This window comes from Pararhizobium sp. O133 (genome assembly GCF_051669845.1).
GTDB lineage: Bacteria > Pseudomonadota > Alphaproteobacteria > Rhizobiales > Rhizobiaceae > Pararhizobium.
In genome coordinates, this window is record NZ_CP196426.1 from 4,489,447 (window position 1) to 4,509,212 (window position 19,766).

The following is a 19,766-nucleotide window of genomic DNA, read 5'->3' on the forward strand; positions in this document are numbered from 1 at the left end:
CCGTTCCTGATCAGGCCTCTTCAAACGGGTTTACGAGCTTCAAATCAAGTCCCTCGAAGTCTTTTACATTTCGCGTGGCCAGCGTCGCGCCGTGCGACAGGCAGATCGCGGCGATCATGGCGTCCTTGGTTTCCATCGCCCTTCCCACCTTCTGGCGGTGGGCAGAAATCGTGCCGTAGCGCGCAGCCGCGGTTTGGGAGAAACTCAGAATTCGCCCCGAAAACTCGTTCTCAATGCTGGAGTATGTCTTGCGCAGGCTGTCTTGCCGTTTTCCACGGTCGAGCAAGGCAATACCATAATGGATTTCCGCCATCGCAATGGCCGTCAGAAAGACGACTTCGCTATCTTATCCATCCAGCCATTGGAGGATGCGCTCGCTGTGATATCGTCCCTGCAACTCGGAAATGACATTGGTATCCAGAACGATCATTTGAAGTCCGGAGGATTGCGATCAGGCTGCTTGCGAAATCCATCGATAGTACGCAGCTCTTCCTCTTCGAATCGTTCCTCGCTCAAGACAAAGCGAAGTCGCTGTCCGGCGGTCTGGCTTTGATGCTGTTCCCGCTCTAACGCTAAACGTATCTGAACGATCGCCTCGTCCGAGAGGCTACGTCCATTACGGCGCGTACTTTCCTGCAGCTCAACTTTCAGCGCATCATCAATGCCACGAAGAAGAAGATCACCCATCGCCAGACCTCCAACATGATATCACCGATATCATAGTCTCAGGCCCGAGCATTTTCAACGGATGCGTCAGATCGCCTTGGCGCCGCGGGTCTTGGCAGCCTTGGTGAATTTGCGGATCACCATTTCGCGCTTGAGCTTGGAGATATGGTCGATGAACAGGACGCCGTTCAGATGATCGACCTCATGCTGCAGGCAGGTCGCCAACAGTCCGTCGGCCTTCGCCGTCAACTGCTTGCCCTCGAGATCGAGATACTCGACAGTGATCTCCGCCGGCCGTTCCACCTCGGCGTAATAATCGGGGATAGACAGGCAACCCTCTTCATAGACCGAGCGCTCGTCGGAGGACGTCAGGATCTTCGGGTTGATGAAGACCAGCGGTTGCTTGTCCTCGCCTTCCTTGGCGACATCGATGACCAGCATCTGGCGTGGAATACCGATCTGGATGGCCGCTAGGCCGATACCCGGCGCATCATACATGGTTTCGAGCATGTCGTCGGCCAGGCGGCGGACATCGGCGTCGATGGTCTCGACCGGCTTGGACAGCTGGCGCAATATGGGATCGGGAAGGATGATGAGCGGCTTGATGGTCATCTGGCTCCCATAACCGATCTTTCGGGCTGATGGAATTCTCCGTTGCAAGATTTTTGCGGCAAAAGCAGCCATTCGAGTTCCCAAACGCAGAAATGTTCTTGTTTTGATCTGGTCAATGAGGACGAACCCACCTATTCTGCAGCGATGGAGCCGACAATTCTGACACTCGACCAGTCCCTCTTCATTCTTGGCACCACTCCGGTGACGCTTGGCATGTGCCTGTTCATCGCCGTCGCCATCCTGCTGCTTGCCGGGATTCCCGTGGTGCTCGGACGCCGTCGCGCGCGGCAATCGGCTGATGATGCCGAGCAGCGGATGAACGCTCTCCTCGCCGCCCAAACGGAAATGCAAGGACGGATCGCCGCAATGGCGGAAGTGTTCGGAGCGCGCCAATCCGAGTTGAACCAGTCGATCAGCCAGCGCATCGACGGCATGACCCATCGGCTCGGCGCTTCGATCACCGAACAGACGAAGGCGACGCATGAGAACCTGCGTCGGCTGCAGGAGCGGCTGGCGGTCATCGATACAGCCCAAACCAACATCCAGTCTCTGGCCAAGGACATGGCGGGGCTGCAGAGCATCCTGTCCAACAAGCAGACGCGCGGCGCCTTTGGCCAGTCTCGCATGGAAACGATCATCGCCGATGGCCTGCCGATGGGCGCCTATGCGTTTCAGTCAACGCTTTCGAACGGCTCACGACCGGACTGTACGGTACGCATGCCGAACGGCCAGCCGGTTCTGGTGATCGATGCAAAATTTCCGCTCGAGGGTTGGAACGCGATCCGCGGCGCGGAAAATCCGGAGGCAGGCCGTCAGGCGGGCCAGCAGTTCCGGCGCGACATGGAAGTGCATATCCGCGATATCGCCGGGAAATACCTGATCCCCGGCGAGACGCAGGAGACGGCCTTCCTCTTCGTTCCGTCAGAGTCGATCTTTGCGGAGATTCACGAGAATTTCGAAGGCATCGTCCAGCGGGCGCACAAGGCGCGCATCGTCATCGTCTCCCCTTCCCTGCTGATGCTGTCGATCCAGGTCATCCAGGCGATCCTGCGCGATGCCCGGATGCGCGAGCAGGCCCACCTGATCCAGGGGGAAGTCATCCGGCTGATGGAGGATCTTACCCGTCTCGACGACCGCGTACGCAAGCTGCACGGTCATTTCCTGACGACGCAGAAGGATGTCGATGACATCCTCATCTCATCGGAGAAGCTGAAGAAGCGCGGCGGCAGGATCGAGGCGCTCGATCTGGAAACCGCCAGCCCCGCCCAGCCTTCGCCGCAGGAGCCGAAAGAGTTCGACAATCGCATGGGGCAATTGAAGCTTCGGGTGGTTGACGAGGACTGACCGTCTCGGGCACTGTCCGGCAAAATCGCCTGCCGGGGAGACGCGTCAATGATTACAGTTTTTGGCTCCATCAACATGGATCTGATCGCCACCACGGAGCGCCTGCCGAAGCCGGGCGAGACCGTTGCTGGTACCGGTTTTTCGACAGCCGCCGGCGGCAAGGGCGCCAACCAGGCGCTCGCCGCGACCCGTGCCGGCGCGTCCGTCCGCATGGCCGGCGCAGTCGGCTCGGATGGTTTCGCCGAGGGCGCGCTGGCGCTGATGAAACAGGCCGGCACAGATCTTTCACGAACCAAGATCGCCGACGAGCCGACCGGTACGGCGCATATCCTCGTCGGTGGTGATGGCGAAAACGTCATCGTCGTCGTGGCGAGCGCAAATGGCACTGTCGATGCGCAGGACGCGGTTGCCACCGTCGAAGCGATGGCTGCGGGCGATACGCTGATGCTGCAGCTGGAAATTCCGGCGCTGGCGGTGGAGAAGGCGCTGGTTTCCGCCCGGCAGAAGGGCGTCACCTCGATCATGAATATCGCGCCGCTGACAGCGGATGCCGCCCGCCTCGGACGCATGGCCGATATCGTCGTTGCCAATGAAACGGAATTCGAGCTGCTGGCCGGCCGCGACGGCCTCTCCGCCGACGAACGTCGGGATGCAATGACGCGGCTACACGGCGAGACGAAACAGACGATCATCGTCACGCTCGGTGCGGAAGGCGTGATCGCCATCCGAAACGGCGCTTTCCACGAGGCAAAGGGCCTGAAGATCGAGCCGGTCGATACCGTCGGCGCGGGCGACACGTTCTGCGGCTATCTTGCCGCCAGCCTCGATGCCGGCCTCGATTTCGACGCGGCGCTGCGCCGTGCAGCCGTCGCGGGCTCGCTTGCCTGCCTGAAGCCCGGCGCCCAGCCGGCCATTCCGCTCGCAGCCGAGGTCGATGCCAGGATCTGACCGGCAGGCAATTTCCGCCCCGCATTGCGCGATCGGAACAGGAAGCGTCGTCAATGTCATATTCCGTGTAAGTCCTTCAGAAAAATGGCTGGATTTGGGTTCGTGACGTTGGTCTAATTTTAATAAATGCTGCTGTATCAAACAGCTACTCAGGCTCGCTTGCCCAGGATCAAAGGCGGCCTTGTGATGCCGGTTGGCATCTGGCGCTCCATGACGGAGCATTCCCAACAGATCGCGTCATTCCGCGGCATCGAAACCCGCGGCCTCTCACATGCGGGGACATCCATGTTCAAGTTCCAAGCCAAATCCCTGGCGACCAAGCTTATCGCAGTGACGGGCGGCACCATCGCGCTTGTCCTGCTTGCGTCCAATTTCGTATTGATCTCGCAGACCCAAGACCGGGTTCAGACGCTGGTTCTGGATCAGGCGCGCACCGAGGCAAAATCGATTGCCTCCGACATCGCCAGCAACGTTGCCGAACTGGCCGGTGCAGCGCGCTCGACGGCCGGCGTCATCGGTCGTGGTCACGAGGGCAGCTATCTCGACCGCAAGGGCATCGTCGATATGCTGAAGGCCAATGTCGAGAAGAATGCCTTCGCATTCGGTAGCTGGTTCGCGGAAGAACCCAACGCCTTCGACGGCAAGTCCGCCGATTATGCCGGCAAGAAGGATTTCGGCGCAAGCAAGAACGGCACGCTCAATCCTTACTGGACCAAGGGCAAGACCGGTATCGATTTCTCGACCTTCGATTCCGACTATCCCGCCGAATGGTATTCGCTGGCCGCCAAGAGCCTGAAGGGAGCGATGTCTTCGCCATACACCGAGACGACGACGGGCGACAACAATTCGATGTCCTCGATCGCCTATCCGGTCATTTCCAACGGCAAGTTGATCGGTGTCAGCGGCGTTGACGTCTCGCTGACGTCGCTCGCCAATAAGGTCAAGGACATGCATCCCTTCGGCACCGGCCGTGTGACGCTTCTGTCCCAGACCGGCAAGTGGCTCGTCGCTCCGATCCCGGACCTGCTGATGAAGGACTATGACGGCATCGGCGCCGATGTCGTCAAGAACGCGCTGGCCACGTCGCAGCCCGGAATGATCAACGATCTGACCTATGACGGCAACGAAACCTTCGAACGTGTCGTCTATCCGTTCTCCCTGCCCGATGTGAACACCACCTGGGTCGTCCTCGTCGACGTGCCGCAGAGTGCCATCAACGCTCCGGTGCTCGACCAGACCTACATGATGATCATCGGTGGCCTGATCGTTCTTGGCGCTGTGCTTCTCGGGCTCTATCTCGCCGTCCGCAGCTTTGTTCAGAAGCCGCTCGCCGACCTCGTCAGCGATGTCGCCAATCTCAGCACCGGTGTCTACACGACAGCGATCTCGGGTCAGGACCGCTCCGACGAAACCGGCTCGGTCGCCAAGGCGCTGGAAGGTTTCCGCCACCGGCTCGCCGATACCAAGCGCCTGGAAGCCGAGGCACGCCATGAGCGTCAGCAATCCGAACAACAGCGCAGCCAGTCGGAATCGGAGCGCGCCCAGTCGAACGCCACCCAGCGCGAGATCGTCGCCAAGCTCGCCAAGGGCCTGTCGCATCTCTCGTCCGGTGATCTCGCCTATCGGATTTCCGATAATTTCCCCGGCGAATATGCGCAGCTGAAGAGCGACTTCAACTCGGCCATGGAAAGCCTCGAAGAGACGATCCAGACGGTCAACACCTCGGTCGTCAACATCGGCAACGGCACCAGCGAAATCAGCAACGCCGCCAACGACCTGTCGCACCGCACTGAACAGCAGGCTGCAAGCCTGGAAGAAACGGCGGCAGCACTCGATGAGTTGACCTCGCAGGTCAATGCCAGCGCCGACAATGCCAAGGTGGCCGCGAAATCCGTGGAAACCGCAAGCAACGATGCCGAACAGTCCGGTGAAGTCGTCCAGAAGGCGATTGCTGCCATGAAGGGCATCGAACAGTCGTCCGGCGAAGTCAGCCGCATCATCGGCGTCATCGACGAAATCGCCTTCCAGACCAACCTGCTCGCACTGAACGCCGGCGTCGAAGCGGCGCGTGCCGGTGATGCCGGCAAGGGCTTCGCCGTCGTCGCCCAGGAAGTCCGCGAGCTTGCCCAGCGTTCGGCCAATGCCGCCAAGGAGATCAAGACCCTGATCAACACCTCGGCCGGTCAGGTTCGCGACGGTGTCGATCTCGTCGGCCGTGCCGGTGGCGCGCTGCAGAAGATCGCCGACCAGGTCGTCCAGATCAACGGCCTGATCCGTCAGATCTCCGGCTCGGCTTCCGAACAAGCCGTCGGCCTGAAGGAGATCAACACGGCGGTCAACCAGATGGACCAGGTAACCCAGCAGAATGCCGCGATGGTGGAAGAGACCACGGCCGCCAGCATGACGCTCAACGAGGAGGCACGCTCGCTCAGCACGCTGGTATCGCGCTTCCAGGTGACCCGGCAGGGGACCTCGGCGGACATGCTGCGCGGCACCGCCGAACGCATGCGGGCGCCTGCCAAGACTCCGGCGGCAAGCTACAACGCACCCGCAAGGGCGGCTCCCGCCCGCACCGTCGCCCCGGTCCAGAAGGCCGCTCCGCAGGTCTCCGGCAACACGGCGCTGGCACAGGACAATTGGGAAGAATTCTGAGGTCCTGGACTGATCAAGAAGCAAACGGCGCCCCTGTGGCGCCGTTTCGCATTTGAGGGCGCCTGCACGGCTTGTTTGAATTGTTCTCTGGCAGAACGCTCGACGGGCATGTCCAGCGGAACTTCCGCGAAGGTTTCGCGTTTTACCGATAGTTATCAACCCGGAGGAATTCCAGATGACTGATCGTGGACCCACAGTTATCAATACAGGCCGCAGCAGCAATACAGGCTGGGCGGTTGCCGTTATTCTGGCAGTCGTCGTCATCGGCGGCTTGCTGATGTTTACCGGCGTCATCGATATCGGCGGCGGTGGCGGCAATACCGACGTGAATGTCAACGTTCCGGCTGTCGAGACCCCGTCGACCGACACCAAGCCGGCCACCGACACGCCGGCAACAGCACCGGCAACGACGACCCAGTAATTGCATCCAATCTACGACTATCCCCCGAATGCACAACGGCGCCCTCATCAGGCGCCGTTGTTGTATCATCCAATCGGTCAGGCAGCCTCTCAAAGACGGCCGATGCGTTCCGTCAGCAGGTCGAAAAAGCCTTGGTCGTCAATTTCGCGCATGACTTTGGCATTGTGCTTGCGCTTGGTGACCTGCCACCAATCGACCACGGTCATGCCGACGGTCAACTCGGACTGTGTCTCGATCTCGACATTGCAGTCGCGGCCCTTGAAGAGTTCGGGGCGCAGCAGGTAGGCGATAACAGTCGGATCGTGCAGCGGGCCGCCATCCGTACCGTATTTCTCCACGTCGAAGCGCTCGAAGAATTCCAGCATCTCGGCCATGGCGACGGCCGCGGGCGAGCCGATCGCCTTGATCTTCTCGACCCGTGCCTTGGTGGTCAGGACCCGGTGCGTCACATCGAGCGGCATCATCACGATCGGGATACCGGACTTGAAGACGATCTCGGCCGCGTCCGGATCGACATAGATGTTGAATTCGGCGGCCGGGGTGATGTTGCCGCCCTCGAAGAAGCCGCCGCCCATCATCACCAGTTCCCGCACGCGTGGCGCGATCTCCGGCGCCTTGTCGAGCGCCAGCGCGATATTGGTCAGTGCGCCGAGCGTGCAGAGCGTCACAGTGCCCGGTTCTGCGGTCAGCAATGTCTCGATGATGAAATCGACGGCGTGCTGCGGCTGCAGCGGCATGGTCGGCTCTTCCACCACCGGGCCATCGAGGCCGGTCTTGCCATGCACGTGTTCCGCCGTCACCAGTTGGCGTTTGAGCGGCCGATCGGCGCCGGCATAGACCTTGATGTCCCGGCGGTTGGACAGTTCGCAGACGACGCGGATATTGCGGGAGGTCTGCGCGACCGGAACGTTGCCGGAGACGGCGGTGATGCCCAGCACGTCGAGTTCGTCCGGGCTGCCGAGCGCCAGCATGATCGCGGCGGCGTCGTCCTGCCCCGGATCGGTGTCGATGATAATCTTTCTCGGCGCGGCCATTCGGGTCTCCTTGCAAATCAGCGAGCGGACTATGATTTGCCTCCCCTCCCGGCGCAAGCGCCTTGCGCTCGCTACGCACAGCTACCATATTGAGCCGTGCGGATGCTGCCTCGCAGGCCCGTGCAACGGTCGCTTGACAGCCAAGGACTAACGTATGACCCGGATTACGCCCTTTACGAGCCCGCTATTGCTCGGTTTCGATGCCATGGAAAAGACCCTTGAGCGGATTGCCAAGGGCAATGACGGCTATCCTCCCTATAATATCGAACGCGTCCGCCGTGATGAGACATCCGGCGAGCCGGAGCGGCTGCGAATCACGCTGGCCGTCGCCGGCTTCGGCGAGGATGACCTCGACGTTACCACCGAGGAAAACCAGCTGATCATCCGCGGCCGGCAGGCGGAGACAGGCGAACGCGACTATCTGCATCGCGGCATCGCCGCCCGTCAGTTCCAGCGCATGTTCGTTCTGGCCGATGGAATGCAGGTCTCGAAGGCCGAATTGAAGAACGGCTTGCTTTCCGTCGACCTCATCCGTCCGGAACCGGTCCGCATGGTAAAGAAAATTAATATTTTGGTCCCAGAGTAGGATAACCGGCAAAGCAATGCCGGCTGCATCAGGCGCCGGCTTTGTCCCAAAGGCTGAAACTTCGTGCAGCGAATCAATGAGTTACAGTTTTCCGCGTCATTGGTTGGCGAGTGATTCTGTAAAGCCACGGAGTATCACTCATGGGATTGAAACACGTCAGCTCGCACCTGTCGAAAAACGACCTGGCCCATCTCGGCGCCGGTGAAGTTGGCTATATCCGCAAGATGCGGTCCGACGAAGTGTCGCGCGTCTTCCCGGAAGCGCCTGACATGGATCCAGGCCTCGACCTCTGGGCCCTTTTCGGCGCCGATGGCACGCCGATCCTCTTGACCGACAATCGTTCCAGCACCTTTTTCAAGGCCGCTGAAGACGACCTGCGGACCGTCAGCCTGCACTAAACCGACTTGATAATAGCGTTCCGGCTTTTGTTTAGAGCCGCCGGAACGTCAGATAGGCAGATTTGCGCCCTTCCCGTCGTGCCTTGGCCTCGTAGCGCGTGCTCGGCCAGCCGGGATAGGGTGTCAGCCAGTCGCTCGCATTGTCCGCCGTCCATTCGAAGGCGGCATGATCGCGACAGAACGACAATGTCCAGTTCACATAACCGTCGATATCCGAGGCGAAGCAGAACGTGCCGCCGGGCTTCAGCACCCGTGCGAAACGATCGAGGTTGACGGCGGAAACGAAGCGGCGCTTCCAGTGCTTCCGCTTCGGCCAGGGATCCGGATAGAGCAAATCGATCTGGTCGATCGAGGCGTCCGGCAGCCAGTCGAGCACCTGCGTCGCATCATCGTCGTGCAAGCGGATATTCCGGGCACCCTTCTCCTCGATATGCCCCACGAGCTTCGCCATCGAATTGACGAAGGGCTCGACGCCGATGAAGCCCATGGCAGGGCTTTCGACGGCCCGATGGATCAAGTGCTCGCCGCCGCCGAAACCAATTTCCAGCCGCACGCGATCGACAGGATGGCTGAACAGCGCCTTGATATCGTTCGGCGCCGGCGAATCGAGCGACAGGCGCAGCACCGGCAGCACTGTCTCCAGATGGGTCGCCTGCAGCGCGCGCAGGGGTTTGCCCTTGCGGCGCCCGAAGAAGGCTTCGGTCGAGCGGTTGCGGTGCTGGTCGGTCATGGCAGTGGTCTTTCACGATAAAAGCGGACGTCTCCGCCCGGAGACATCCGCTTTACAGTCTTATCGGACTGTCCGTCCAGAGGTCTGGTCGTCCAGATGCTCAGGCGGCCTTCAGCGCTTCCTTGAGCGGCTTGACGAGGTCGAGCTTCTCCCAGGAAAACGAACCGTCACGGCCAGCCTTGCGGCCGAAATGGCCGTAAGCGGAGGTCTTGGCATAGATCGGCTTGTTGAGGTCGAGGTGACGGCGAATACCCGACGGCGACAGGTCCATCGCTTTGCGGATCGCGTCTTCGACCTGGTCCTCGGTAACCTTGCCGGTGCCGTGCAGGTCGACATAGATCGACAGCGGCTGGGCAACGCCGATCGCATACGAAATCTGGATCGTGCAGCGATCCGACAGGCCGGCGGCAACGACGTTCTTGGCGAGGTAGCGGGCTGCATAGGCCGCGGAACGATCGACCTTGGTCGTGTCCTTGCCGGAGAACGCACCACCGCCATGCGGGGCAGCCCCGCCATAGGTATCGACGATGATCTTGCGGCCGGTGAGGCCCGCGTCACCATCCGGACCGCCAATGACGAACTTGCCGGTCGGGTTGATGTACCAGTTGCAGTCATCGGCGATTTCGATGTCGTGCAGCGCTTCGCGGATGTAAGGCTCAACCACCGCGCGAACCTTGGCGGAATCCCAGCTTTCGTCCAGATGCTGCGTCGATAGCACGATGGAGGTGACTTCCGCCGGCTTGCCGTCGACGTAACGCACGGTCACCTGGCTCTTGGCATCGGGACCAAGCCGTCCGGCATCGCCCTCTCCCGTCTTGCGGGCGGTTGCCAGCAAAGCAAGAATGCGGTGCGAGTAATAGATCGGGGCCGGCATGAGGTCGGCGGTTTCGCGGCAGGCGTAACCGAACATGATGCCCTGGTCGCCAGCGCCTTCGTCACCCTGCTTGTCGGCAGCGTTATCGACGCCCTGCGCGATGTCGGCGGACTGCGGATGCAGGAGTACATCGATCTTCGCGGTCTTCCAATGGAAGCCGGCTTGCTCGTAGCCGATTTCGCGGATCGCCTTGCGGGCGGCAGACTTGAACTTGGCGGGATTGATGACCGGGTGGCCGGCTGCGTCCTTGACGACGTTGCCGTCCTTGTCCTTCTTCAGGAGCGTATCGGGAACGCGAACCTCACCGGCGATCACGACCCGGTTGGTGGTCGCCAGCGTTTCGCAGGCGATTCGAACACCCCAGGGATCGACACCCGTTTTCGCAGCTTCACGATACACAAGATCGACGATTTCATCCGAAATCCGGTCACAGACCTTGTCGGGATGGCCTTCTGCTACGGATTCACTCGTAAACAGGTAGTTTGTGCGCATGCGGGAAGTCCCCTCAAAGAAAAAACTGCTTGGAACGTGTTAGTGATTTTGCCATCAAAAAACAAGCACACAAGGACATAAATATATCTTTATATCCGCGCCAGAGGAACGTTTTTCCTGCTTTTTGATGCAGTATGCCGCACTTCGCGACAAACAGCCGCCGCTTCGACGCAGCAACGCATTCACCGAAGCGTCACATCCGGGCACAAAAAAAGCGGCACTGTCCGGCCGCTCTTTTTCAGTTTCGGCTTGCGCCAGCCTTATTCGGCTTCCGCCTCGGCAGCGAGCGCCTTGACGAGATCGACCAGTTTGCGGCGCACCTTGGGATCGCCGATCTTGACGAATGCGCGGTTGAGCTGGAGGCCTTCGGAGGAGGACAGGAAATCAACCACATAGTTGGAGCTGGACGCTTCCGCCATGCCTGACGGGCCTGACAATCCAGAATCGCCCGGTGCGTCCTCGAAGAAAAACGAGACGGGAACATTCAGAATGCTTGAAATATTCTGGAGACGGCTGGCGCCGACCCGGTTCGTGCCCTTCTCGTATTTCTGGATCTGCTGGAACGTGATCCCGAGGCTCTCGCCGAGCTTTTCCTGGCTCATTCCCAGCATGGTACGGCGAAGACGAATCCGGCTACCGACGTGGATGTCGATCGGATTTGGCTTTTTCTTGTTTTCTATCATGATGGTTTCCTAATAAGCAAAGTTTCAGTTTCTCCATAACCTGGACACTTGCCGAGAGCAGACTACACGCCACGTTGTGTAGCCGGGCGGAAACCCTCTGAACATAGGTGAAGATCTATGGTGAAGACCACTATGCAATTTTAGGGGTTTTTGGTCAATTCTCTCGCAAAATAAAACTAACGCGGGAAATAATCGCGAGCGCCAGCAGGAAAGCGGCGATGACCATGCCGTTCCGCTTCTGCTCCTCCGGGCTCATAGGCAGAGCAAGCTTTCCCGGCAAAATTGTGTCAACAAAGCCGCGGGTTCCAAACGGAAAACCGGTGACGATTTCGCCGCGCGCATCAACGACCGCCGAAATTCCGGTATTGGCGGCGCGGATGAGCGGCATTCCGTTTTCGACGGCACGCAGCCGCGCCTGCTGGAAATGCTGATAAGGGCCAGGGGTATTTCCAAACCAGGCATCGTTGGTCAGGTTGAGCAGCGCGCTGGTGCGCAGAACGTCATCACTGATCTCGTCCGGGAAGATCGCCTCATAGCAGATCAGCGGATAAAGTGCTGCCCCACCCGGCAGGGTCAGGAGCGAACGCGTCGCGGCCGCTGAAAATCCGCCGGGCATGGACGCGGCGATCGCATTCAGGCCGGCCGAATAGAGCAGGCTTTCCATCGGCATATATTCACCGAAGGGAACGAGATGCACCTTGTCGGACGCGCTGATGATCTGGCCTTGGTCATCGATGACATAGATGGAATTGTAGTAGCGCGGCGGCAGGCCGGCGCCCGCATCCTCGGCCCGCACGGCGCCGGCGATCAGCACCTGCCCGTCCTGCAGAACGTCGGCGATCCTCAGCAATGCATCCGGATTTTCGGTGATGATGAACGGCACAGAGGTTTCCGGCCAGACGACGATATCCGGGCGCTTGGCGCCATCGAGCGGCGCGTCCTGCGTCAGCTTCAGATGCTCCTCGAACACGGAGGACCGCTCCTTGTCGTCCAGTTTCTTCGACTGGTCGATCATCGGCTGCACGAGCCGGATGGTGACGGCCGGATCGGCCGGCGGCGGCGAGGGTTGGTGCAGACGATAGAAACCATAGCCGAAATGGGCGCCGATCAGGAGCGTGGCGAGGCCCAGCCCCAAACCCATGCCCTTGCGCGTTCCGATCAGCGCCGGGGCGGCGAACACGAAGACGGCAAGCATGGTGACGCCGGCAAGACCGATCACCGATGCCGACTGCATCATCAGCGGCATGGGCATGGCGGCATAGCCGATGGCGTTCCAGGGAAAGCCGGTGAGGACGAAGCCGCGCAGCCATTCGAACAGACCGAATGCAAAGGCAAGGGCGGCGATCCGCCCCAGGCCGTTCGACCAGAGCAGGCGTGCCAGCAGCACCGCGAAAGCGTGGAAGACGGCGAGGAAGGCGGGCAAGCCGATGACGGCGAGCGGCAAGGCCCAGGCGAACTCATCCGCCTCGACCAGCAGCGCATTGCCGAGCCACCAGAGACCGCCGAGAAAATAACCGAAGCCAAAGAACCAGCCGATGGCGAAGGCCGGAAAGCCGCGCCGGATCGCGCCGTGATCGGGATCACCCGACGCGCCGTCGATCAGCCAGACGAGGATGGGAAAGGACAGGAAGGGAGCCGCGAAGATGCCGAAGGGCGGCAAAGCCAGAACGGCGATCAATCCGGCGACGAAGGCGACAAGTGCCCGGCGGGCTCCCGACAACAGCATGATCCTGCCCGCAAGCCACTCCATTCAGTTCTCCCGTTCTACAGCGCCGCGCGTCAAGTATGAAGCGCAAAGGTCGCTGTAACACTTTAAAGATGCTGCATAATTTATCCTTAAATCGATTTCGATTTTAAGGCATTACACAGTAGCGCGGGCCGCCACCGGCCTAAGGTCGGGGCAAGCAGCAAAGCGCAGAGATCGCCCGTCCGAATCAACGCGTGGGCAGTCTTCCAAAAAAGCGGCTGCTTGTCCCGCCTTGAAACGACTTATGGGATCTCGCGGCTGACGGTCATCCAGCTTCGCGCATGGTTTTCTCAGGCGCGTCGGCTTGCGCGGTCTCGACCGGCAAATCCTCTTCACCCTTGACCATGCGACGGCGGGCCGGCGGACGTTTGCGCACGATGCGGACGCGCTTCACGCGGCGCGGATCGGCATCGAGAACCTGGAATTCGAAGCCCGGCAGGGCCTGCACGACCTCGCCCCGGGCCGGTATCCGGCCAAGCGATGCGAAGACCAAGCCACCGAGCGTATCGACATCCTCAAGCTGTTCACGGACATCGAAATCCGGGCCGATCGCGGCGGCGATCTCTTCCAGTTCCACGCGCGCATCCGCAACGAAGACGTCGTCCGACGTCTTGGCGAACATCACTTCTTCGTCGTCATGCTCATCCTCGATATCGCCGACGACCATCTCGACGATGTCCTCCAGCGAAGCCAGCCCGTCGGTTCCGCCATATTCGTCGATGACCAGCGCCATCTGGATACGGGCAGCCTGCATGCGCTGCATCAGGTCGGAGGCATGCATGGACGGCGGCACGAACAGGACCTGCCGGATGATGCCGGCCTCTTCCACGGTCTTGCTGAGATCGATGCGGGCAAGATCAAAGACGGCCTTCGGCTGACGGGGCGACTTTTCAGGTCTCTCACCCGCCGTTGCGACCACGGCAGGCGTGCGACTGCCGGCGCGGCGCTTATTGCGCGCCTGCTTGGTGACATAGGATAACAGGTCGCGGATATGCACCATGCCGCGCGGATCATCGAGGCTTTCGCTGTAGACCGGCATGCGCGAGCGGCCCGACTCCTCGAAAATCACCATCAATTCGGCGATCGTGATGCTCAGATCCACCGCTTCGATATCGGCGCGCGGCACCATCACGTCCTCGACGCGGACTTCGCGAAAGCGGAGGATATTGTTGAGCATGGCGCGCTCGGCCGGCGAAAAGGCCGTATCGGCCTCGGCGCCACTGGTCATCAGCGCATCTGCAAGATCTTCGCGCAGGCTTGAGCCGCTGCTGGCGCGCCATATCCGCGCTGCCCGACTCCAGAAGGAGGAGCCCGATTTGCCGTTTTCAGGTTTCTGGCCGGCGCTACTACTGCCGCCCTCGTCCTGACTGGAGGCTTCCGCCTCATCTCTAACAGCCGCGGTCGGCTGTGCTCTAAAATCGCTCATTGTTCCAAACTATCAAACGGGATCGCTGTCCCCATAGGGATCAGATAAACCAAGACCGGCTAAAATACGAGTCTCGAGGCTCTCCATTCTTTCCGCTTCGTCGTCTTCCAGGTGATCATACCCGAAAAGATGCAGAAATCCATGCACGAGCAAATGGGTGAGATGCTCGTTGAACGGCTTGCCGAGGTCGTCGGCCTCGCGCACCAGGGTCTCGTGGGCGAGAATAATGTCGCCGAGCATCGGCCCCGGCTTCTTGCCCGGCATCAGCGGAAAGGCCGGAAAGGACAGGACATTGGTCGGCTTGTCCTGCGAGCGCCACTCGGCGTTGATCGACCGGATCGACGCATCGTCGGTGAAGACCAGCGAGACTTCCGGCGGCACTTTCGGAAACGGCTGCTTTTCCTCGCGCTTCAGGAAATCGGCGGCGGCCGTAAGCACGCGTTCGCTCAAGGCCTGGAGGTCCGCCTCGGAAGGCCAGGGGCCTTCCTCGATACTGATCTGAATATCAAGCATGATCATGGGATGGGCTTGCGGCCGCCTCAGCGGTCGCCCTGCTCGCTTTCATCGTGAACGGCGGTCGTCGCCTCATAGGCGCGAACGATGCGGGCCACCATCGGATGACGAACGACATCGGCATCCTTGAAGCGGATCACCGAAACGCCCTCGACGCCTTTCAATATCTGAAGAGCTTCCACAAGGCCCGACTTGACGCCGCGCGGCAGATCGACCTGGCTCGGGTCGCCGGTGACGATCATGCGGCCGTTTTCGCCGAGGCGCGTCAGGAACATCTTCATCTGCATCGCCGTGGTGTTCTGGGCTTCGTCAAGAATCACGGCGGCATTGGCGAGCGTCCGCCCGCGCATGAAGGCGAGCGGCGCGATTTCGATCACGCCGGCGGTGATCGCCCGCTCCACCTTGTCGCCGGGCATCATGTCGTAGAGGGCATCGTATAGCGGCCGCAGATAGGGATCGACCTTGTCCTTCATGTCGCCGGGCAGGAAGCCGAGGCGTTCGCCGGCTTCGACGGCCGGCCGTGACAGCACGATACGATCGACCGCGCCGCGCTCGAGCAACTGGGCCGCATGCGCGACCGCCAGATAGGTCTTGCCGGTACCGGCCGGACCGACGCCGAAGACGAGTTCGGACCGTTCGAGCGCCCGCATATAGGCATCCTGCGTCGGCGTGCGCGCGGCGATGGTCTTCTTGCGGGTGGAAATCTGGGCGAGGTTCAACTTGGCCTTCTTTTCCATGGTCGGCAGTTGCAATTGGTCATCCGCGGCCATGGCCATGCGGATAGCGCCTTCGACATCGGAAGGCTCGACGCTGCCGCCGCTTTGCAGGCGGCCATAAAGATAGTCCAGCGCCCGGCGGGCCTGGTTCGTCGCAACGATTTCGCCGGAAATGGCAACGGAATTGCCGCGCGGACGAGCATCGATGTGAAGCCGCTGTTCGATCAGTTTGAGGTTCTGGTCGAACTGGCCGAAAAGCTCGCTGGCGAACCGGTTGTTCTCGAAAGTAAGCACGAAGTGATTGACGTCTGTCGCGGATGTTTTCGACTGGCGCGGCGAAGATGAAACCAATTCGTGTCCGTTCAAGCGGTAAGGCTCCTTGAGCTGGCGGTCCCTTAGCTTACCACCTCGGCAAACAGACTGTTAGGGCCCGCACCAGTGATTCGTACACTTATAATGTCACCGATTTGCGATGACATTGCATCAACATTCACTGATTGCAGCCAGGGAGAGCGGCCGATCAGCTGCCCCGGCATGCGGCCGGGTTTCTCCAGAAGCAGGTCGATCGTCTTGCCGATGCACGCTTGCGCAAAGTCATTCTGCTGCTTCAAAAGCAAAGCCTGCAATCTTTCCAAGCGCTTCGCCTTCACGGCCTCCGGCACCTGATCGTCGAGATCGGCGCCGGGCGTTCCCGGCCTGGTGGAATATTTGAAGGAAAATGCCTGTGCATAACCGACCGTCTCGACGAGACGCAGCGTGTCCTCGAAGTCCTCATCGGTCTCGCCGGGGAAGCCGACGATGAAATCGCCCGACAGCGCCAGGTCCGGGCGGGCAGCCTTGATACGGGCGATCAGCGCGATGTATTCGGCCGTCGTATGGCGCCGGTTCATCGCTTTCAGGATGCGATTGGAACCAGACTGGATCGGTAGATGCAGGTAGGGCATCAGTTGCGGCAGGTCGCGATGCGCCTCGATCAGGCTGTCATCCATGTCGCGCGGATGGCTGGTCGTGTAGCGCAGACGGGCGAGCCCATCGATTTCGCTCAGTCGGTGAAGCAGTTCGCCGAGACCCCATTTCGCGCCGTCCGGGCTGGCGTCATCCGGACCTGCGCCGTGCCAGGCATTGACGTTCTGGCCGAGCAGCGTGATTTCGCGCACGCCGCCATCGACCAGCTTCTGCGCCTCGGCGACGATCTGGGCGACGGGGCGGGAGACTTCGGAACCGCGCGTATAGGGCACCACGCAGAAGGTACAGAACTTGTCGCAACCTTCCTGAACGGTCAGAAAGGCCGTGACGCCCCGCGCTCTGGTCTTTGCCTTGTCCGGCGCCGGCAGGTTCTCGAACTTGTCCTCGATGGCGTAATCGGTTTCCAGCACCCGCTCGCCGCGTTTGACACGCTTCAGGGCTTCCGGAAGCCGGTGATAGGTCTGCGGGCCGATGACAAGATCGACCGCAGGCGCGCGGCGCAGGATTTCGTCGCCTTCAGCCTGGGCGACACAACCGGCGACACCGATCATCATCTCGCGGCCTTTGCCGGCTTTTTTCTTCTTCAGGTCACGCAAGCGGCCAAGCGCCGAATAGACCTTTTCCGCCGCCTTCTCGCGTATATGGCAGGTGTTCAGGAGGACAAGATCGGCATCTTCCATGACGTCGGTCGAGACATAGCCGTCCTTCGACAGCGCGTCCGTCATCCGGTCGGAATCATAGACGTTCATCTGACAGCCATAGGTCTTCACGAAAACCTTGCGGACGGGCGCGACGTCGGGAGCCAAATCTGGCTTTGCGGACAAAACGGATGTTTCCTGGGTCATGCGGCGTTCCATAGAGCATCGAGGGGCGAAATTGAAGCCCCCCAAGGCTTCAGCGCCCGCGCAGCTTCAGCGACAGCATGGAGCGGATGCTCTTCTCGACCTGGCGACTGACGACCTTGCGGTTGCTGTCCGCCATATAGGTGATCTGCTCGCCGAAGATCACATCGACATCGACCGCGCCCTCATAAAGAATGCCAAGCAGATGCGGCGCCAGCGGAATGTCGCCGGGCCAGGCGGCGATCGGCCGGTGATAGCGTCCCATCGGCATGCCGTGGATGCCGGTATAGGCAATGGCGACGGGCTGAACGTGGACGGCGCCGGTCGGCGACAGGGGTACGGCCGCGGCGGCGGCGCCGAACAGCGAGGTCTTGATTTCCAGCAGGCGATTGCCGTCCGATGTCGTGCCTTCGGGAAACAGGACGACGATCTCGCCGTCAGCCAGTCTCTTGCCGATCTCGTTGACCTGATTGCCGGTCGTGCGCTTTTGCTCGCGGTCAATGAAGATCGTCTTCTGCAACCGGGCCAAAAGACCGAAAACCGGCCATGCCTTGACGTCGGACTTGGCGACGAAGGCCACATCGGCGATCGAACCGAGGACGAGAATATCCTTCCAGCTGGCATGATTGGACACGAGCATCAGCGGTCGCTGGGAATCAGGCTTGCCGTGAACGTGGACCCGGATGCCGACCAGGCGGCAGGCGATGCGATGCCAGAGCCGGGGCAGCCGACGCCGGGGCGACACGTCCAGCCAGAGCAGGACGATCTGGATCGGCGCCAGAACGAGCGTAGCCGTGATCAGGGCGATCATGCAGACCGTGACGCGCAGCCAGTTGATCACGCGGTCAATCCTCGCAGGCACGAAAACCCACGCTTGGTCTGCTTCTTCCGATCCATTCTGATCTGGTTGGATTGGCGGCTCAAAGGCTTTCCTCGTTCAGCGCTACGGCCTAACCAAGATCGAGCCGCATGACAAGGGCGGCGGTTTTTGCGCCGTTAACACTCTGATAATACGCGCGTCTTTCGCCCACCTTGGCAAAGTGCAGCTTCCGGTAAAGCGCGACGGCGGCGATATTGGTTTCGTCGACCTCCAGGAACACCGCTTCGGCGGCCTGATCCCGCGCCTCGCGGATCGCCGCCCGCATCAGCCGCCAACCGAGACCAAGACGGACAAATTTCGGATCAACGCCGATCGTCAGGATTTCCGCTTCGCCGGCGGCGACGCGCGCCAGGACGAAGCCTGCGGTAATCGGACGCGCCAGCGCATTGCTCTGGCGGGCGATGAAGCCGAAGACCGTATCCTGGACCAGGAGGGCATGCAGTTCGCCGTCGCTCCACGGGGGCGTGAAGCGTAGCTTATGAACAGCGGCGGCCTGCGGCAGGTCGGCGGCTTCGAGAGGGAAGATGTCGAATTCCGGCTTGCGAGCGAAATAATCGGTCAGCGCCATCTTACGCCCGCGCCACCGCGAAACCGGCTTGGGACTTGACGTCCGGTCCGCGCAGGTAAAGCGGGCTCGGCTTGCCCAGCGCGGGATCGGCCATTGCTCCAAGGCGGGCGACGATACCGATGTCGCATGCATCGGCTTGCGAAACGCCCGGTGCCGGCTCGGCGATCAGGTGCCGTGTCGCGGAACCACAGATGATTCCTTCAAAGCCGGCAAACATCTCTTGGGCATCCGCCAGCTCGACGACCTGCGCTTCGGTGCGCGGCGTACCGTCGGCTTCAAAAATCTGGCAATAGAGTTCGTCCCGCTTGGCGTCCATGGCGGCCAACACCGCTTGTCCGAGATGTAGCCGACGGGGGGAAGCAGCAAGGGCTGCCAGCACGGAAACGCCGACAGCAGGCACGCCGAGCGCTAAGGCGAAACCACGGGCGGCGGCCACGCCGACGCGGATGCCGGTAAAGGAGCCCGGACCGACGGTGACGGTGATCCGGTTGATATCGGCGAGTGAATGCCCGCTCTCCGCCAGCGCCTGATCGATGAAGGCCATCAACCGCTCGGCATGGCCACGGCCGATATCGGCGCCCGCCGATGCCAGCACACGATCGTCACCGCTGTCATAAACAGCCGCGAAACAACCCGTCCCGGCCGTATCGATGGCCAGGACGATCATG

The 19,766-nt window shown here is 61.0% G+C and carries 20 protein-coding genes and 1 pseudogene; 6 read left to right on the forward strand and 15 right to left on the reverse strand.

Going from position 1 to position 19,766, the window contains the following annotated elements; translation table 11 throughout:
• Positions 1–10: 10 nt before the first annotated feature.
• The 3 genes and pseudogenes from ACST81_RS21815 to def form a co-directional block, all read right to left on the reverse strand.
• Positions 11–430, reverse strand: a pseudogene (locus ACST81_RS21815) (type II toxin-antitoxin system VapC family toxin).
• On the reverse strand, positions 427–687 hold the full coding sequence (locus ACST81_RS21820; protein WP_438750532.1) for a FitA-like ribbon-helix-helix domain-containing protein: 261 nt from the start codon (positions 685–687) through the stop codon (positions 427–429). Before ACST81_RS21820 ends, ACST81_RS21815 begins: the two are co-directional and overlap by 4 nt.
• Positions 688–753: 66 nt before the next feature.
• Positions 754–1,278 (reverse strand): peptide deformylase, encoded by a 525-nt coding sequence (def, locus tag ACST81_RS21825; protein WP_438750533.1) that lies wholly within the window; start codon positions 1,276–1,278, stop codon positions 754–756.
• A gap of 144 nt (positions 1,279–1,422) precedes the next feature.
• On the opposite strand from def, the gene ACST81_RS21830 reads away from it, so the two are divergent.
• The 4 genes from ACST81_RS21830 to ACST81_RS21845 all read left to right on the forward strand — a co-directional run bounded on the left by ACST81_RS21830 (position 1,423) and on the right by ACST81_RS21845 (position 6,643).
• Positions 1,423–2,622 carry a DNA recombination protein RmuC gene (locus ACST81_RS21830; protein ID WP_438750534.1) on the forward strand — a complete coding sequence of 400 codons (1,200 nt, stop codon included), beginning with the start codon at positions 1,423–1,425 and terminating at the stop codon, positions 2,620–2,622.
• 48 nt (positions 2,623–2,670) lie between these two features.
• Positions 2,671–3,570, forward strand: coding sequence for a ribokinase (locus ACST81_RS21835; RefSeq protein ID WP_438750535.1), 900 nt, complete (start codon positions 2,671–2,673; stop codon positions 3,568–3,570).
• 285 nt (positions 3,571–3,855) lie between these two features.
• Positions 3,856–6,222 (forward strand): methyl-accepting chemotaxis protein, encoded by a 2,367-nt coding sequence (locus ACST81_RS21840; protein WP_438750536.1) that lies wholly within the window; start codon positions 3,856–3,858, stop codon positions 6,220–6,222.
• A gap of 175 nt (positions 6,223–6,397) precedes the next feature.
• On the forward strand, positions 6,398–6,643 hold the full coding sequence (locus ACST81_RS21845; RefSeq protein ID WP_438750538.1) for a hypothetical protein: 246 nt from the start codon (positions 6,398–6,400) through the stop codon (positions 6,641–6,643).
• 89 nt (positions 6,644–6,732) lie between these two features.
• Here ACST81_RS21845 and ACST81_RS21850 read toward each other — a convergent pair whose 3' ends face one another.
• Positions 6,733–7,677, reverse strand: coding sequence for a nucleoside hydrolase (locus tag ACST81_RS21850; protein WP_438750540.1), 945 nt, complete (start codon positions 7,675–7,677; stop codon positions 6,733–6,735).
• 154 nt (positions 7,678–7,831) lie between these two features.
• Between ACST81_RS21850 and ACST81_RS21855 the strand changes: the two genes are divergently transcribed.
• Both ACST81_RS21855 and ACST81_RS21860 read left to right on the forward strand, forming a co-directional pair.
• Positions 7,832–8,263, forward strand: a complete 432-nt coding sequence (locus ACST81_RS21855) for an Hsp20 family protein (protein ID WP_438750541.1) — start codon at positions 7,832–7,834, stop codon at positions 8,261–8,263.
• 140 nt (positions 8,264–8,403) lie between these two features.
• Positions 8,404–8,661, forward strand: coding sequence for a DUF1150 family protein (locus tag ACST81_RS21860; RefSeq protein ID WP_062582878.1), 258 nt, complete (start codon positions 8,404–8,406; stop codon positions 8,659–8,661).
• A gap of 31 nt (positions 8,662–8,692) precedes the next feature.
• Here the strand turns inward: ACST81_RS21860 and trmB are convergent, their stop codons facing one another.
• The 11 genes from trmB to tsaB form a co-directional block, all read right to left on the reverse strand.
• On the reverse strand, positions 8,693–9,391 hold the full coding sequence (trmB, locus tag ACST81_RS21865) for a tRNA (guanine(46)-N(7))-methyltransferase TrmB (RefSeq protein ID WP_438750543.1): 699 nt from the start codon (positions 9,389–9,391) through the stop codon (positions 8,693–8,695).
• A gap of 100 nt (positions 9,392–9,491) precedes the next feature.
• Entirely contained in the window at positions 9,492–10,757 is a 1,266-nt protein-coding gene (metK, locus tag ACST81_RS21870; RefSeq protein WP_438750544.1) for a methionine adenosyltransferase, read from the reverse strand.
• A 260-nt stretch (positions 10,758–11,017) separates the two neighbouring features.
• Positions 11,018–11,440 (reverse strand): helix-turn-helix domain-containing protein, encoded by a 423-nt coding sequence (locus ACST81_RS21875; protein ID WP_438750545.1) that lies wholly within the window; start codon positions 11,438–11,440, stop codon positions 11,018–11,020.
• A 154-nt stretch (positions 11,441–11,594) separates the two neighbouring features.
• Positions 11,595–13,190: an apolipoprotein N-acyltransferase gene (gene lnt, locus ACST81_RS21880; RefSeq protein ID WP_438750547.1), complete on the reverse strand. Its 1,596-nt coding sequence runs from the start codon at positions 13,188–13,190 to the stop codon at positions 11,595–11,597.
• Positions 13,191–13,452: 262 nt separating this feature from the next.
• Positions 13,453–14,613 (reverse strand): transporter associated domain-containing protein, encoded by a 1,161-nt coding sequence (locus ACST81_RS21885; RefSeq protein WP_438750549.1) that lies wholly within the window; start codon positions 14,611–14,613, stop codon positions 13,453–13,455.
• Between the two features lie 12 nt (positions 14,614–14,625).
• Positions 14,626–15,132, reverse strand: coding sequence for an rRNA maturation RNase YbeY (ybeY, locus tag ACST81_RS21890; protein WP_438750550.1), 507 nt, complete (start codon positions 15,130–15,132; stop codon positions 14,626–14,628).
• A 20-nt stretch (positions 15,133–15,152) separates the two neighbouring features.
• Positions 15,153–16,208 carry a PhoH family protein gene (locus ACST81_RS21895; protein WP_438750551.1) on the reverse strand — a complete coding sequence of 352 codons (1,056 nt, stop codon included), beginning with the start codon at positions 16,206–16,208 and terminating at the stop codon, positions 15,153–15,155.
• Between the two features lie 29 nt (positions 16,209–16,237).
• Entirely contained in the window at positions 16,238–17,653 is a 1,416-nt protein-coding gene (miaB, locus tag ACST81_RS21900; RefSeq protein WP_438750552.1) for a tRNA (N6-isopentenyl adenosine(37)-C2)-methylthiotransferase MiaB, read from the reverse strand.
• Between the two features lie 49 nt (positions 17,654–17,702).
• Positions 17,703–18,491, reverse strand: coding sequence for a lysophospholipid acyltransferase family protein (locus tag ACST81_RS21905; protein WP_438750553.1), 789 nt, complete (start codon positions 18,489–18,491; stop codon positions 17,703–17,705).
• Between the two features lie 109 nt (positions 18,492–18,600).
• Positions 18,601–19,098, reverse strand: a complete 498-nt coding sequence (locus ACST81_RS21910; protein WP_438750554.1) for a GNAT family N-acetyltransferase — start codon at positions 19,096–19,098, stop codon at positions 18,601–18,603.
• Between the two features lies 1 nt (position 19,099).
• Positions 19,100–19,765, reverse strand: a complete 666-nt coding sequence (gene tsaB / locus ACST81_RS21915; protein WP_438750555.1) for a tRNA (adenosine(37)-N6)-threonylcarbamoyltransferase complex dimerization subunit type 1 TsaB — start codon at positions 19,763–19,765, stop codon at positions 19,100–19,102.
• Position 19,766 lies beyond the last annotated feature (1 nt).